General features: G+C 60.4%; 14 protein-coding genes and 1 pseudogene. 7 read left to right on the forward strand and 8 right to left on the reverse strand.

The features are described 5' to 3' along the window. Positions 1–19: 19 nt before the first annotated feature. Positions 20–271: a hypothetical protein gene (locus tag ACM530_RS29810; RefSeq protein WP_145163375.1), complete on the reverse strand. Its 252-nt coding sequence runs from the start codon at positions 269–271 to the stop codon at positions 20–22. Positions 272–405: 134 nt separating this feature from the next. Here ACM530_RS29810 and nhaR point away from each other — a divergent pair, with 134 nt between their 5' ends. Continuing rightward, positions 406–1,308, forward strand: coding sequence for a transcriptional activator NhaR (gene nhaR, locus ACM530_RS29815; RefSeq protein WP_416363901.1), 903 nt, complete (start codon positions 406–408; stop codon positions 1,306–1,308). 4 nt (positions 1,309–1,312) lie between these two features. Here the strand turns inward: nhaR and ACM530_RS29820 are convergent, their stop codons facing one another. Beyond that, complete coding sequence (locus ACM530_RS29820; RefSeq protein WP_242200924.1) at positions 1,313–2,470, reverse strand: MFS transporter; 1,158 nt, start codon at positions 2,468–2,470, stop codon at positions 1,313–1,315. 239 nt (positions 2,471–2,709) lie between these two features. On the opposite strand from ACM530_RS29820, the gene sstT reads away from it, so the two are divergent. Beyond that, positions 2,710–3,930 (forward strand): serine/threonine transporter SstT, encoded by a 1,221-nt coding sequence (gene sstT / locus ACM530_RS29825; RefSeq protein WP_106580097.1) that lies wholly within the window; start codon positions 2,710–2,712, stop codon positions 3,928–3,930. A gap of 63 nt (positions 3,931–3,993) precedes the next feature. Here sstT and ACM530_RS29830 read toward each other — a convergent pair whose 3' ends face one another. After that, positions 3,994–4,503: a DUF1993 domain-containing protein gene (locus ACM530_RS29830; protein ID WP_053255427.1), complete on the reverse strand. Its 510-nt coding sequence runs from the start codon at positions 4,501–4,503 to the stop codon at positions 3,994–3,996. A 125-nt stretch (positions 4,504–4,628) separates the two neighbouring features. Between ACM530_RS29830 and ACM530_RS29835 the strand changes: the two genes are divergently transcribed. Then, positions 4,629–5,279, forward strand: coding sequence for a YceH family protein (locus ACM530_RS29835; protein WP_145163367.1), 651 nt, complete (start codon positions 4,629–4,631; stop codon positions 5,277–5,279). Between the two features lie 28 nt (positions 5,280–5,307). Here the strand turns inward: ACM530_RS29835 and ACM530_RS29840 are convergent, their stop codons facing one another. Continuing rightward, positions 5,308–6,126, reverse strand: coding sequence for a shikimate 5-dehydrogenase (locus ACM530_RS29840; protein ID WP_145163365.1), 819 nt, complete (start codon positions 6,124–6,126; stop codon positions 5,308–5,310). 156 nt (positions 6,127–6,282) lie between these two features. On the opposite strand from ACM530_RS29840, the gene ACM530_RS29845 reads away from it, so the two are divergent. The 3 genes from ACM530_RS29845 (at position 6,283) to ACM530_RS29855 (ending at position 7,339) form a co-directional block, all read left to right on the forward strand. Then, complete coding sequence (locus ACM530_RS29845; protein ID WP_053255424.1) at positions 6,283–6,636, forward strand: hypothetical protein; 354 nt, start codon at positions 6,283–6,285, stop codon at positions 6,634–6,636. A gap of 234 nt (positions 6,637–6,870) precedes the next feature. After that, positions 6,871–7,065, forward strand: coding sequence for a hypothetical protein (locus tag ACM530_RS29850; protein WP_145163363.1), 195 nt, complete (start codon positions 6,871–6,873; stop codon positions 7,063–7,065). A 91-nt stretch (positions 7,066–7,156) separates the two neighbouring features. Next, the gene (locus ACM530_RS29855; protein ID WP_106580093.1) at positions 7,157–7,339 is read left to right on the forward strand and encodes a hypothetical protein; all 183 of its coding nucleotides are present in this window, start codon (positions 7,157–7,159) and stop codon (positions 7,337–7,339) included. A gap of 19 nt (positions 7,340–7,358) precedes the next feature. Here ACM530_RS29855 and ACM530_RS29860 read toward each other — a convergent pair whose 3' ends face one another. Then, positions 7,359–8,426, reverse strand: coding sequence for an AI-2E family transporter (locus ACM530_RS29860; RefSeq protein ID WP_145163361.1), 1,068 nt, complete (start codon positions 8,424–8,426; stop codon positions 7,359–7,361). Between the two features lie 351 nt (positions 8,427–8,777). Here ACM530_RS29860 and yegQ point away from each other — a divergent pair, with 351 nt between their 5' ends. Next, positions 8,778–10,091 (forward strand): tRNA 5-hydroxyuridine modification protein YegQ, encoded by a 1,314-nt coding sequence (yegQ, locus tag ACM530_RS29865; protein WP_416363902.1) that lies wholly within the window; start codon positions 8,778–8,780, stop codon positions 10,089–10,091. Positions 10,092–10,264: 173 nt separating this feature from the next. Here the strand turns inward: yegQ and ACM530_RS29870 are convergent, their stop codons facing one another. From ACM530_RS29870 to ACM530_RS29880, 3 genes and pseudogenes are all read right to left on the reverse strand, one after another. Beyond that, positions 10,265–11,086, reverse strand: coding sequence for a methyl-accepting chemotaxis protein (locus tag ACM530_RS29870; protein WP_406991760.1), 822 nt, complete (start codon positions 11,084–11,086; stop codon positions 10,265–10,267). 36 nt (positions 11,087–11,122) lie between these two features. Next, positions 11,123–11,944: pseudogene (locus ACM530_RS29875) on the reverse strand (cache domain-containing protein); the annotation flags it as partial. Between the two features lie 102 nt (positions 11,945–12,046). Then, complete coding sequence (locus tag ACM530_RS29880; RefSeq protein WP_416365136.1) at positions 12,047–13,366, reverse strand: Na+/H+ antiporter family protein; 1,320 nt, start codon at positions 13,364–13,366, stop codon at positions 12,047–12,049. Positions 13,367–14,082: the final 716 nt, after the last annotated feature.

Below are 14,082 nucleotides of genomic sequence, written 5' to 3' on the forward strand. Positions count from 1 at the left end.
CCTGACGTTGTGCGGGAAATTAGGCTTCTTTGCTGCCCGATTCAGATTCTTTTTCGTTCTGTTCCTGGTTTTTTTCCGGGCTGATCAAGCCTTGCGTCGCTTCACTCAATGCCTGTTCGGCAGCCTTGTGGGTTTCATCGATGGCTTGCTTGGCAGATTCGGTGGCCTTGCCCAGCACTTGCTGGGCGCTCTTTTCAACCTGATCACAACCGCTGACCACTACCAATGAAAGCGCAAGCAACGATGCGGCGCCCAGGGAATTGAGTTTCATCATGTATTCCTCGTTAGAACCAGCGGGTCCAAATGGTGGCCCCTCGATAGCGAGGCATTCTATGCAGGCGGACAGTTCAGGAAAATTCGTATTTTTTTGACATATACTTCGTTTTTTACGAAGTGTAGACCGTGATGCTCAATTACCGACAACTGCATTACTTCTGGGTGGTGGCCAAGACCGGCAGCATCGTGCGCGCCTGTGAGCAATTGAACCTCACGCCGCAGACCATCAGCGGTCAGATCAGTCTGCTTGAGCAAACCTTCGGTATCGCGCTGTTTCAGCGCGTCGGGCGTCAGCTCGAACTCACTGAAGCCGGGCGCCGCGCCCTGCCCTACGCCGAGCAGATGTTCCAGACCGGTAATGAGCTGGAGGCGCTGTTGCGCGCAGAGCCCAACGAACAGCAGATCCTGTTCCGGGTCGGAGTCGCGGACGTGGTGCCTAAATCCATCGTGTACCGGCTGATCGCGCCGACCATGGAGCTGAGCGAGCCAATCCGCATCACCTGCCGCGAAGACAAACTCGACCGCCTGCTGGCCGACCTGGCGATCCAGCGCCTGGACCTGGTGATTTCCGACAGCCCCATGCCCACACACCTGGACATCAAGGGCTACAGCCAGAAGCTGGGCGAATGCGGTATCAGTTTTTTCGCCACCCAGGCATTGGCAGACAGGTATGGCGGCGATTTCCCACGAAGCTTGCAGGGCGCGCCGCTGTTGATTCCGGGAGCCGAGACGGTGGTGCGCAGCCGTTTGCAGCGCTGGTTTGCCGAGCAGCAGATCCAACCGAAGATCATCGGCGAGTTCGACGACAGCGCCTTGATGCAGGCATTCGGGCAATCCGGCAGCGGCATTTTTATTGCCCCCAGCGTGATTGCCGATGAGGTGGTGCGCCAGTATGGCGTGGCGCTGATCGGCCAGACCGATGCGGTCACCGAGTCGTTTTACGCGATCTCGGTGGAGCGTAAAATCAAGCACCCCGGCATTGTGGCGATTACCGAAGGGGCGAGACGCGAGCTGTTTACCGCCCTGCCCTGAGGGTTCAGGCGTTGGATGCGAGCGGCTGCTTGACGGTCATCAGCCACAGCGCCAGCAAGATCGACACCAGGATAAAACCGGACGCCGCAAAACCCAGGCTGCCAAGGCCAAAGGTGTCGATCACATGCCCGCCGACCATCGCGCCCATGCCGATCCCAAGGTTGGCGCCAGCGATATTCAACGACGCGGCAAACGCCGGGGCATGGGGCGCGGCCTTCATCAACCGCACATGGCTGACCAGGAACATCGCCGCCTGGGTCACGCCCCACACGGCCATCGCCGCCGCCAGGCCAATCGTTGAATGAATCGCCGGAACCAAGGCCACCATGCCGGCGATCATGAACCCGCAGAACACCATGGAGGCGATCAATGGGTGGCGATCCACCGCGCGCCCGCCCAGGGAGTTGCCGAGCAGGCCGACCGCGCCAAAGCCCATCAGGCACCAGCCCACCAGGGTGCCGTCGAACCCGGCCAGGCGCTCGAGGATATCGGCCAAGTAGGTGTAAGCAGTGAACATGCCGCTGAACACCAGGATCGACAACAAAATATGGCCCTGCATCACCGGGTTGCGCAGGATCTTGAACTGCGAGCGCAGGGTGACTTGATCGTTTTTCGGCTTAGTCACCGGCAAGTAGATAAACAGCAGCAAAGCCTTGGCCAACGCCACCACGGCGAGGATCGCGAACGCGGTGCGCCAGCCGAACATGTCCGAAATCAACGTGCCCACTGGAATGCCGAACACGGTGGCGCAGACGATGCCAAAGCCAATCTTTTCGATGGCGCGCCCGGCGTATTCCGGGCCGACGATATCCACTGCGGTTTCACTGGCCAGGGCCCAGAACACCGGCAGCCCCAACGCGGGGATCAACCGTGCCACTGCCATTACCCAAATATTCGGCGCCAGCGCGGCCACCGTATTGGCCACGCCAAACATGATCAGAATGCTGATGAACAGACGCTTGCGCCCAAAGCGCGCGAAGTACGCCGTAAGAAACGGACCAAACGCCGCCACGGTAAAGGCAAACAAGGTCACCAGCAGCCCGGCCTGGGAGACACTGACATCCAAGTCCCGGGCAATGGACGGCAACAGGCCGACGATAATGAATTCTGTGGTCAGCACGGTAAAGCCGGCGGCCGACAGCAGCAGGATGGGAAACAGCATGAAAACTCCAGAAACGACGACATCAACGACAGCCCGAAGGGCTCGCTGACGGATAGGAAAGGTGAGAGGCGGGAATGTTAACAGAGTATGTCGGGATTTAGCCAAGCCCCGCCGCCGCGGGTGACCGAATGCCGCATCGCACGGAACACTTTGTACAGCGTGCTAGACTCCGCGCCCCGCGTCCTACAGCCCGTTCTGCGTGCGCCGCTGTGCCTTCAAAAAAATAGAGACATGTGTTTATGACTGCTGCCCCTTCCCTGCTGCAACGACTGGCTCGCGTCAGCCTGGTCACGCAAATCATCCTCGGCCTGGTCGCCGGTATCCTTCTGGCGTTGTTCGCGCCAGAGGCGGCCAAGGCCACCGGTTTTATCGGCAAGGTGTTTGTCGCCGCGCTCAAGGCCGTGGCGCCGATTCTGGTCTTCGTGTTGGTGATGGCATCGATTGCCAGTCATAAACACGGCCAGGAAACCCATATCAAGCCGATCCTGTTTCTGTACCTGCTGGGCACGTTCGCTGCCGCCGTGGTCGCAGTGATTGCCAGCACGTTGTTCCCCTCGATGCTGGTGCTCGCCACCCACGATGCCAGCGTCAGTGCGCCCGGCGGCATCGGCGAGGTATTGCAAAGCCTGCTGCTCAGTGTGGTGGATAACCCGGTCAGCGCACTGATGAACGCCAACTTCATCGGCATTTTGGCCTGGGCCATCGGCATGGGCATCGCAATTCGTCACGCGGGTGAAACCACCCGCACCGTGCTGGAGGATTTGTCCAACGGCGTGACGCTGATCGTGCGCATGGTGATTCGCTTCGCACCGCTTGGCATCTTCGGCCTGGTGGCCTCAACCCTGGCCACCTCCGGCTTCGGCGCCCTGCTCGGCTACGTCCACCTGCTGATGGTGCTGATCGGCTGCATGCTGTTCGTGGCGCTGGTGGTCAATCCGGCCATCGTGTTCTGGAAACTGCGCCGCAACCCCTACCCGCTGGTGCTGATGTGCCTGCGTGAGAGCGGCATTACCGCTTTCTTCACCCGCAGTTCGGCGGCGAATATTCCGGTGAACCTGGCGCTGAGCAAACGCCTGGGCCTGCATGAAGACACCTACTCGGTGTCGATTCCGCTGGGCGCCACCATCAATATGGCCGGTGCGGCAATCACTATCACCGTGCTGACACTCGCAGCGGTTCACACCCTCGGCATTGCCGTCGACCTGCCGACCGCCGTGCTGCTCAGCGTGGTCGCGGCGATCTGTGCCTGTGGTGCGTCGGGTGTGGCCGGCGGCTCGCTGCTATTGATTCCACTGGCGTGCAGCCTGTTTGGTATTCCCAGCGAAGTTGCCATGCAGGTGGTGGCCGTCGGTTTCATCATCGGCGTGCTGCAGGATTCGGCGGAAACCGCGCTCAACTCGTCCACCGATGTGCTGTTTACTGCTGCGGCGTGCCTGGGCAAGGATGAGCAATTGGCTTAACTGTCAGGCATGAAAAAGCCCGGGGCGTTCGATCAAGAACAACCCCGGGCTTTTTTTATGGGCTTAGAAAGCGCCCATGTAATCACGCTTGCCCACTTCCACACCGTTATGACGCAGCAGAGCGTAAGCGGTAGTGACGTGGAAGAAGAACTGCGGCAGGCCGTAGGTCAGCAGGTAGGACTGGCCGCTGAAGCGCTTCTCTTTCGGCGTGCCTGGGCGGGTGATGATCTCGATGCCTTCCTTGCCGTCGATTTGCTCAGGCTTGATGGTGTCGACAAATGCCAGCACCTTGGCGATCAGTGCTTGCAGGTCGGCAAAGGTCACTTCGCTGTCTTCGTACTTCGGCACTTCGATCTCGGCCAGACGCGCGGAAACGCCTTTGGCGAAGTCGACAGCGATCTGGACCTGGCGCACTAGCTGGAACATGTCCGGAAACAGGCGCGCTTGCAGCAAGGCGTTTGGCTCGATGTTCTTGGCGGTGGCGTGGGCTTCGGCCTTGTTCAGCACATCGCTCAGGGCGTTGAGCATTTGCTTGAAGACCGGGATGGAGGCGGCGTACAGGGAAATAGTCATGACAGTCTCACGGTAATGGCAGGGTTTGGAACCAGCGGCGATTATAGACATGCCAGCCGCGCGTGCCGCTTGTCTTTTATTTTTTCAGGATTAGGCTAATGGGTTCACTGCATAGGGAAAGCGCGATGACCGCCGAGCACGACACCGAGACCCCTGAGCCGCGCCTGAACAGCACGGAAATCCGCATCCTGGGCTGCCTGATCGAAAAACAGGCGACCAACCCGGAAACCTACCCGCTGACCCTTAACGCCCTGGTGCTGGCGTGCAACCAGAAGACCAGCCGTGAACCGGTGACGAACCTCAGCCAGGGCCAGGTCGGCCAAAGCCTGCGCGCGCTGGAAGGCCAGGGTTTTACCCGCCTGGTGATGGGCAGCCGTGCCGACCGCTGGGAGCATCGCGTGGACAAGGCACTGGAGCTGGTGCCGGCCCAGGTGATCCTGATCGGGCTGCTGTTTCTGCGCGGGCCGCAGACGGTCAATGAACTGCTGACTCGCAGCGGGCGCATGCATGACTTTGAAGACGCCGAGCAAGTCGTACACCAGCTGGAGCGTTTGATTGCGCGCGGGCTGGCGGTGCTGGTGCCGCGTCAGGCCGGGCAGCGGGAAGACCGTTATACCCATGCGCTGGGGGATCCGGCGGATATCGAGGTGATTCTGGCGGCACGGGGGACTCCGGTGGAGCGGTCGACGGGGGCGGTTTCTCTGGATCGTATCGAAGAGCTTGAATCCAGAATCGCAGCGCTTGAAGAACGCCTGGCACAACTGGAACAGGCATAACTCGCTCCCACATTAGCTCCAGTGGTTTTCAGGCTCGGGCGAAGGCCACTGCGGCTTGAAACTGTTCATCCGTGGGCCGCACGCCGGTGTACAGCACAAATTGCTCCAACGCCTGGATCGCGATCACTTCGAGGCCGGTAATCACTCGCTTGCCTTTGGCTCGACCGCGCACGATCAGCGGCGTTTCGGCGGGAATCGCCACGACATCGAAGACGGTATCGGCGGCATCCACAGCTTCTGCTTCAAACGCCAGTTGATCCGCCTCTGCCCCACCGGTCATGCCGATCGGTGTCACGTTGACCAACATCTGCGGGCGCAAGTCACCCAGCTCTGCCTGCCATTCATACCCCAGGCTTTGGGCCAGGGCCCGACCGGCCGCTTCGTTACGCGCCACAATCACGCCATGGGCGTAACCACCGTCGCGCAAGGCACTGGCAACGGCCTTGGCCATTCCGCCGCTGCCGCGCAGGGCAAAGGTGGATTCCTTCGGTACCGCGTGCTTTTTCAGCAGTTGTTCGACGGCGATGTAGTCGGTGTTGTAGGCCTTGAGATGGCCGTCGGTGTTGACGATGGTGTTGAGGGAGGCAATGGCTTTGACCGAGTCGTCGAGCTCATCGACCAACGCAAGGCTGGCCTCCTTGAATGGCATGGAAACGCCGCAACCGCGAACGCCCAGTGCGCGTATACCGCCGATCGCGCCGGGTAAATCCTGGCTGCTGAAGGCCTTATAGTAGAAGTTCAGACCCAATTGTTCATACAGATGGTTATGGAAACGCAAGCCAAAATTCCCGGGACGCGCCGACAATGACATGCACAGTTGGGTGTCCTTGTTGGGGTGCATCTGCATGGAAAACTCCTTTGAGTAAGCAATTGGGTACAGACCTTACACAACCTTTACCTATCGGCTGTGCTGTTTTTCAGAAATACGTTGTCTTAAAAGTATCCCCGCGACAATCCTTGAGTCTATTGATTGCAGACCACAAGCGCAGGGGCTAACCGAGGAATGACCATGATCCGTAAAATCCCCAAAATCGCCTTGCTTATCGGCGCACTCGCTATGGCAGGCCAAGCCTCCGCCCACGGTGGTGGTTGGGGTGGCCCGGCCGTATTGGGTGCTTTAGTCGGCGCAGCCGTTGTCGGCTCGGTGGTTGCCAGCCAATCCCAGCCGGTCTATGTGCAGCAACCGGTTTACGTTCAGCCGCAACCGGTGTATGCCGCGCCTCCTCCGGTCTACTACGCTCCGCCACCACCGGTGTATGTGCAACAGCAGGTTTATTATCGCCCGGCGCCGGTTTATTACGGCCCACCACGCGGTTACTACGGCCCTCCCCATGGCTATTACGGCCGCGGCTGGTAACACGCAATTAACATCCCAGGATCAGGCCCCGCTTACACGCGGGGCCTTTTTTTTGCCTCAAAGGTCCAAATTTACCCTGCAAAGGTCGCTGTGAGGACAATGCTCGAGGCGTAATCGCACATCATTATGGCTAATGTCTACTTGCTCGAACCAGGCTTGCGCTGTCATGTTTGTGTCACCAAGCCCTCTCACTATTGATTCTGTCCAGCCAATAACAATTAAGGACGACTGACCATGCCCACGCAAAACCCGCACCGCACCGCCGGCCTGTGCACGTCCAGCAAGGTCTACAGCGCACTCACAGAGCTCAAGCACCTTGAAGGCCATCGCAGCGCGAAGTTCCTGGCGTTGTTGGCGGAAAACCTGGTGCATAAGGGGCTGCTCAGTGAGCAGGAAGTGGTGATCATGCTTGATCAAGTGGTGGATTGACGTCTTGTGTTGATGACGACTATCGAGCCGGTTGATTTTTCCTTCGGCCCGCAGCGCCGTAAGGTGGCCTCCATAGCAATTGGAGGTCTCTATGCCCACTGTTCAGATCATGTCCGTTATCGGCAGCGCCGTTCCCGCCCCTCTTCGCAAGCTGGGGCTGCTGGCTTGCTGGTACCTGGTGCGCGATGGCGAGCCCATCAGCGGCCCCCTCACGTCGTTATCGGCCGCCGAAAAGCAGCTTCAACAGGCGTCGAGCTTCAGGCTGCACGCCTGAAGCTCGCCGTCTGTAACGGCTAAGGCAGCGGCAGCTTAACCCGCGGTTTGCTTTCGACAAACAGCGCCCAGCTCGACATAAACAACGCCGCCACCAGCGGCCCGATCACAAACCCGTTCAGGCCAAACACCGACAGCCCGCCCAGGGTCGAGATCAGGATCAGGTAATCCGGCATCTTGGTGTCCTTGCCCACCAGGATCGGGCGCAGCACGTTGTCCACCAAGCCGATCACGAAGACGCCGAACACCGCCAGCACCACGCCCTGCCAGATCGAACCGCTCAACAGGAAGTAGATGGCCACCGGGCCCCACACAATCCCCGCCCCTACGGCTGGCAGCAGCGACAGAAACGCCATCAACACCGCCCAGAGCAACGCGCTGGGAATATCCAGAAACCAGAAAATCAAACCGCCCAGCGCACCTTGGGTCACGGCCACCAGCACGTTGCCTTTGACCGTGGCCCGCACCACGCGATTGAACTTGAGCTGCAAACGGCGTTTTTGCGGCTCGGCCAGCGGCACCGCCGTGCGCACTTTGCGCACCAGCTCCGGACCGTCGCGCAGCAGAAAAAACAGCAGATACAGCATGATGAAAAAGCTCACCAGGAAATCAAACGTGCCCTGGCCAAAGCTGAACGCCTGGGTCGCAAAGAACTGGCTGCCCTGCATTGCACTCTTGACGATCTTTTCGCGCAGGCCTTCGAGGTTGCCCATGCCAAAACGGTCCAGCAGGTGCTGGAAGTATGGCGGCAGGACGTTCTTGAATTGCTCGATATACCCGGCCACGTCCAACTTGCCGCTTTCGATATTTTTGTACAGGGTCGCGCCCTCTTGCACCAGCAGCACGCTGGTAATGATCACCGGCAAAATCGCAATGATCAGGCACACCGTCAGCGTCGCCAGGGACGTCAGGTTGCGGTTCCAGCTGAACCGCTGTTGCAGGCGCCGCTGCATCGGGGCAAAGATAATGCCGAGGATCACCGCCCAGAACACCGCACCGTAGAACGGCAGCAATATCCAGATAAAAGCGATGGTCACCAGGGCCAGCAGCAACAGCAGGGTTTTGAATTGCAGGTTGGTTTGATTCATGTCCGGTCCATGTCAGAAAAGCCAAGGCCCCGTGCAGGCCCTGTTGCTTAGTCCGCTGCGAATGCTGGGAGTGCCATCGTTTATCGCACAAGCATAGACCGCATCACTCATTGCCCGGGAGCCTGCGCCTTTGCTTCACTCAACAGCGTCTGAATCATCTGCTCCTGAGCGTCCTAGCGGCCTTCGCCGAAGTGGCTGTGGGGATGCACCATTGGAATCCCCCGACTTATCGCGCCTATGTCGAAACCCACCTGCCGATACACCACGATACAAAATCAACAAAGGACGATCTGGATCAATAAATCCCAGATCAAGCTCCACTACCATCGCGACCTTTTGCGACGCGACCCCATGCCATCTGTCATCGCCCCCGAACTGCTCGCCCCCGCCGGCACCCTGAAAAACATGCGCTACGCCTTCGCTTACGGCGCCGATGCGGTCTACGCCGGCCAGCCGCGTTACAGCCTGCGTGTGCGCAACAATGAATTCGACCACGCCAACCTGGCGCTCGGCATCCAGGAGGCCCACACGCAGGGCAAACGCTTCTACGTGGTGGTGAACATCGCGCCGCACAACGCCAAGCTGAAAACCTTCCTCAAGGACCTCGCCCCCGTGATCGGCATGGGCCCGGATGCGCTGATCATGTCCGACCCTGGGCTGATCATGCTGGTGCGCCGGCATTTTCCGCAGATGCCCATTCATCTGTCGGTGCAGGCCAACACGGTGAACTGGGCCAGCGTCGAGTTCTGGCAGCAACAAGGCATCAGCCGGGTGATTCTGTCGCGCGAGCTGTCACTGGAAGAGATCGACGAAATCCGCCAACACGTGCCGACCATGGAGCTGGAAGTGTTCGTGCACGGCGCCCTGTGCATGGCCTATTCCGGGCGCTGCCTGCTGTCGGGCTACCTGAACAAGCGCGACGCTAACCAAGGCACCTGCACCAACGCGTGTCGCTGGAAGTATCAGGCCACGCCGGCGGTGGAAAACGCCACGGGCGACATTGTCCAGACATTCCAGCCAACCCTGGGCATCGGCGCGCCCACCGATCAAGTGTTCCTGCTGCAGGAAGCTAATCGCCCGGATGAGCAAATGCCCGCGTTCGAGGATGAACACGGCACGTACATCATGAACGCCAAGGACCTGCGCGCGGTGCAGCACGTGGAGCGCCTGACCCACATGGGCGTGCATTCGCTGAAGATTGAAGGCCGCACCAAATCGCACTTCTACTGCGCACGCACCACCCAGGTGTATCGCCAGGCCATCGACGATGCGGTGGCCGGTCGCGCCTTTGACCGGCGGCTGATGACCAATTTGGAATCACTCGCCCAGCGCGGCTACACCGAAGGTTTCCTGCGCCGCCACGTGCATGACGAGTACCAGAATTACCAGCGCGGCAGCTCGGTGTCGGAACGGCAGCAGTTTGTCGGGGAGTTGACCGGCGAGCGCCGTGGCGAGCTGGCCGAGGTCAAGGTGAAGAACCGCTTTGCCGTGGGCAATCATCTGGAATTGATGACGCCCGCCGGGAATTTTCACTTCGACCTGGCCGTGCTGCACAACGCCAAGGGTGAAGCCATTGAGGTCGCGCCGGGCGACGGGCACACCGTGTATGTGCCGCTCCCGGCCGCAATGGACCTGCGTTTCGGCCTGCTGATGCGCGACCTCTAACGCGTCGCCACGCAGAATACGCATCTAGCGGCCTTTGATGAACATCGGATAACCATCGCCCAACGCTTGGCTGACGTCCCGGCACACGCCATCGATCACCGTGGCGGCGGCCCCGCGTGTGAGAGGTATATTCGTATGTACGTCAGTTAAACATCGGTTAAACCCATGAAAGATCAGATCCTGAACTGACCGACCAACTGCCCCAGGCGCTGGCCCAAATCCGCCAGGCTGCGAGAGGTCTGGGCGCCCAGTTGGGTTTCATCAGCCACACTGTCGACCGCCACGGCGATCTGATGCACGCTGCGGTTGATCTCTTCGGCCACGGCAGTTTGCTCTTCGGCGGCGCTGGCAATCTGCGCGTTCATCGAGTTGATGGTGCCGATCAGCTGCGCCATGGTGTCCAGTGAGGCGCCGGCCTGGTTGGCCTGGGCCGAGGTGCCGTCGCCGGCATCGCTGGAACGGCGCATCGCGTCCACGGCGGCTTCGGTACCTTTTTGCAGGCGGTCGATCATGCCCTGAATTTCCTGAGTGCTGGTTTGAGTGCGGCTGGCCAACGCTCGCACTTCATCGGCGACCACCGCAAAACCACGCCCGGCCTCGCCTGCCCGCGCGGCTTCGATGGCGGCGTTGAGCGCCAGCAGGTTGGTCTGTTCGGCAATCGAACGGATCACGCCCAGCACGCTGACAATCGACGACACGTCCTGTTGCAAGCTGTCGAGCGATACACCACTGCTGCGGATGTCATTCACCAGCGCATGAATCTGCGCGATGCTGCCGTCCACCACGCGCTTGGCGGCCTGGCCCTCGGCGTCGGTCTGTTGCGCGGCGACGGCGGCGCCCTGAGCGCTGCGCGCAACTTCATGGGCGGCGGAGGACATCTGATTAATAGCGGTGGCCACTTGGTCCGTTTCGTGACGCTGGCGCTCCATCGCGGTTTCCGAGCGCTGGGCTTGCTCGGACACCTGCCCGACCAACCCGGTGAGTTGCGAGGTCATCTCGGTGATCTGGCGGACCAGGCCGTGGATCTTGTCGACAAAGCGGTTGAACGCACCCGCCAGATCGCCCAGTTCATCCTGGCTGGTGATGGCCAGGCGGCGGGTCAAGTCGCCCTCGCCCGCCGCGATATCGTCGAGGTTGGCTTTCATCAAGTTCAACGGACGCAGGATGGTATTGGCGGTCACCATGCCCACGGCGGCAATCACCAACAGCACCACCACGGCCACACCGAGGATGCTCAGCAGCACGCCTTCCATGCGTTTCTCGACCTTGGCCTCAACCACGGCCACCTGGGCTTCGATGCCGTCGAGGTTGACCGAGGTGCCAATCACCATGTCCCACTTGGGCAGGTATTCGGTGTAGCCAAGCTTGGGCACCAACTCGGTCTGCCCCGGCTGGGTCGAGCTGTATTGCAGGTAGTGGGTGCCGTCCTTGCCGACCTTGACCAGGTCGCGGTTCACGTAGACGCCGTTGGGGTCGCGGTTGTCCTTGAAGCTTTTGCCCACGCCGTCGGGGCTGTTGCCCTTGAACAGGCGGATGGTCTCGGAGTCGTAGCCGAAGAAGTAGCCGTCCTTGCCGTAGCGGGTGTTGGACAGCAACTTGACCACCTCGGCCCGCGCGGCGGTGTCGCCAGGGGCGGCGGCGTCGTAGAGCGGTTTGATGGTGGTCATGGCCACCTCGACATAACTTTGCAGGGTGGCCTTGGCGTCGTTGAGCAGGCGCTGGCGGGTTTCATCCACCTCGTTGCGTGCCTGGCCCTGGAGGATCCACACGGTGGTCAGGCTGATGACCACGGCAAACAGCAACACCGGCACGACGGCGAGGGACAGGACTTTGGCCTTCAGGCTCAGACGCATGGCTTTTCTCTCTTATTAGTGGCGACTTGGAGAGGCTATCGGCCAATTGCAACGGATCTGTAGGCCACTGGATACCCGTGGCGCGGGAGGTGTTTCAAATCATCAAAGGGTCATCGCAGCGAGCCAGCCGAATGCCAGCAACGGGATGTTGTAGTGCAGGAACGTCGGCACCACGGTGTCCCAGATATGGTGGTGCTGGCCTTCGATGTTCAGGCCGGAAGTCGGGCCGAGGGTCGAGTCCGAAGCCGGTGAGCCCGCATCGCCCAAGGCGCCTGCGGTGCCGACGATGCACACAATCGCCAACGGGCTGAAGCCCAGTTGCACACACAGCGGCACAAAAATCGCGGCGAGGATCGGCACCGTGGAAAACGACGAGCCGATGCCCATGGTCACCAGCAGCCCCACCAGCAACATCAGCAACGCGCCCACCCCTCGGCTATGGCCGATGAACGCCGCCGAGGTTTCTACCAGCGAACGCACGTCACCCGTGGCCTTGAGCACTTCGGCAAACCCCGAGGAGGCGATCATGATGAAGCCGATCATGGCCATCATCTTCATGCCTTCGGTGAACAGGTCGTCGGTTTCGCGCCAGCGCACGATGCCCGACACCGAAAAGATCAGGAACCCGGCCAGGGCGCCAATGATCATCGAGTCCAGCCACAGCTGAATGATGAACGCCGAGGCAATCGCCAGCCCGGCCACCAGCAGGGTCAGCGGGTTGTACTGCACGGCCACTTGCTCGACGCGCTCGATTTTTTCCAGGTCGTACACGCGCCTTTTGCGATAGCTGACAAACACTGCCACCAGCAGGCCAACCACCATGCCCAGCGCTGGCAAGCCCATGGCGTGGGTGACGTTGACCTGGCTGATGTCGACGCCGCTCTTGGCCACGTTGGCCAGCAGAATCTGGTTGAGGAAGATGTTGCCGAAACCCACCGGCAGGAACATATACGGCGTGATCAGGCCGAAGGTCATCACACAGGCGATCAGGCGGCGGTCCAATTGCAGCTTGGTCAGCACGTACAACAACGGCGGCACCAGCAGCGGAATAAACGCGATGTGGATCGGCAGGATGTTCTGCGAGGCAATCGCCACGACCCACAACAGACCGATCAGCAACCATTTGACGTGGCTGCCGCCGGTGGCTTCCTGACGATCGACCAGCATCAGCGCCTTGTCTGCCAGGGCATGGGCCAGGCCGGACTTGGCAATCGCCACCGCGAAAGCGCCGAGCAAGGCGTAAGACAACGCCACGGTCGCCCCGCCGCCCAAGCCGCCGTTGAAGGCCTTGAGCGTGGCTTCGATGCCCAGGCCACCGGTCAAGCCACCCACCAGGGCGCCGACGATGATGGCTATGACCACATGCACGCGGGACAAGCTGAGCACCAGCATGGTGCCGACCGCGGCGATGACTGCGTTAATCATGATTACCTCAAGACAGAAACATAAAAAACAGGCATGCCCGCGCCCGGGCGGCCATGGGGTTGGCTGCCAGCGTGCAGGCTTGAAGAGGTCTTATTAGAGGGCGCGCACTTTGCAGCAGGCGGGCGCGCATGTCAAAAAACGGCGTCGTTTTCAGCGCTCAATTGAACGTTTAAATAATAAAGAAGCATCAAAAGCGGCCGATACAGAGGCTCTCTGTGTTTTCAGGTTAAGGATGCTCCTCGATGTTCCTCAGACAGCTCTCCATTCAATGGAAAATCACCCTGCTCGCCGGCCTTTGCCTGCTGGGGATCGTGACCCTGCTGGTGGGTCTGTCGCTGTATCGCATGGAGCACAGCTCGCAGCAGGTCAAAGCCTCGAGCATGCAGATGCTCGACGAGTCCGCCCAGGCGCGCATCGAGGCCCAGGGTGAAGTGCAGGCGCTGGGCATTCGCCAGCAATTCATGGACGCCTACCAGTACGGCCATGGTTTTGCCCGTCAGGTACTGTTTTTGCGCGAACAGGCGGAAAAACGCTTCCTCGACGCCTTCGACACCCGCGAAGACCTGACCCGCCAGGTCAAGGCCGCGCTGCAGGCCAACCCGGACCTGCTCGGGTTGTCGCTGGTGTTTGAAGCCAATGCGCTGGACGGCAAGGATGAGCTGTTCGCCAATCAGGCGGAACTGGGCAGCAATGACAAAGGCCGTTTTGCCCTG

The sequence above is a fragment of the Pseudomonas sp. NFX183 genome (assembly GCF_047943075.1).
Classification (GTDB): domain Bacteria; phylum Pseudomonadota; class Gammaproteobacteria; order Pseudomonadales; family Pseudomonadaceae; genus Aquipseudomonas.

Excerpts from the sequence above, each read along its gene's own strand:
- ACM530_RS29810 (WP_145163375.1), bottom strand. The coding sequence starts at position 271 with ATGAAACTCAATTCCCTGGGCGCCGCATCGTTGCTTGCGCTTTCATTG.
- nhaR (WP_416363901.1), top strand. The coding sequence starts at position 406 with ATGCTCAATTACCGACAACTGCATTACTTCTGGGTGGTGGCCAAGACC.
- ACM530_RS29820 (WP_242200924.1), bottom strand. The coding sequence starts at position 2,470 with ATGCTGTTTCCCATCCTGCTGCTGTCGGCCGCCGGCTTTACCGTGCTG.
- sstT (WP_106580097.1), top strand. The coding sequence starts at position 2,710 with ATGACTGCTGCCCCTTCCCTGCTGCAACGACTGGCTCGCGTCAGCCTG.
- ACM530_RS29830 (WP_053255427.1), bottom strand. The coding sequence starts at position 4,503 with ATGACTATTTCCCTGTACGCCGCCTCCATCCCGGTCTTCAAGCAAATG.
- ACM530_RS29835 (WP_145163367.1), top strand. The coding sequence starts at position 4,629 with ATGACCGCCGAGCACGACACCGAGACCCCTGAGCCGCGCCTGAACAGC.
- ACM530_RS29840 (WP_145163365.1), bottom strand. The coding sequence starts at position 6,126 with ATGCAGATGCACCCCAACAAGGACACCCAACTGTGCATGTCATTGTCG.
- ACM530_RS29845 (WP_053255424.1), top strand. The coding sequence starts at position 6,283 with ATGACCATGATCCGTAAAATCCCCAAAATCGCCTTGCTTATCGGCGCA.
- ACM530_RS29850 (WP_145163363.1), top strand. The coding sequence starts at position 6,871 with ATGCCCACGCAAAACCCGCACCGCACCGCCGGCCTGTGCACGTCCAGC.
- ACM530_RS29855 (WP_106580093.1), top strand. The coding sequence starts at position 7,157 with ATGCCCACTGTTCAGATCATGTCCGTTATCGGCAGCGCCGTTCCCGCC.
- ACM530_RS29860 (WP_145163361.1), bottom strand. The coding sequence starts at position 8,426 with ATGAATCAAACCAACCTGCAATTCAAAACCCTGCTGTTGCTGCTGGCC.
- yegQ (WP_416363902.1), top strand. The coding sequence starts at position 8,778 with ATGCCATCTGTCATCGCCCCCGAACTGCTCGCCCCCGCCGGCACCCTG.
- ACM530_RS29870 (WP_406991760.1), bottom strand. The coding sequence starts at position 11,086 with ATGACCTCGCAACTCACCGGGTTGGTCGGGCAGGTGTCCGAGCAAGCC.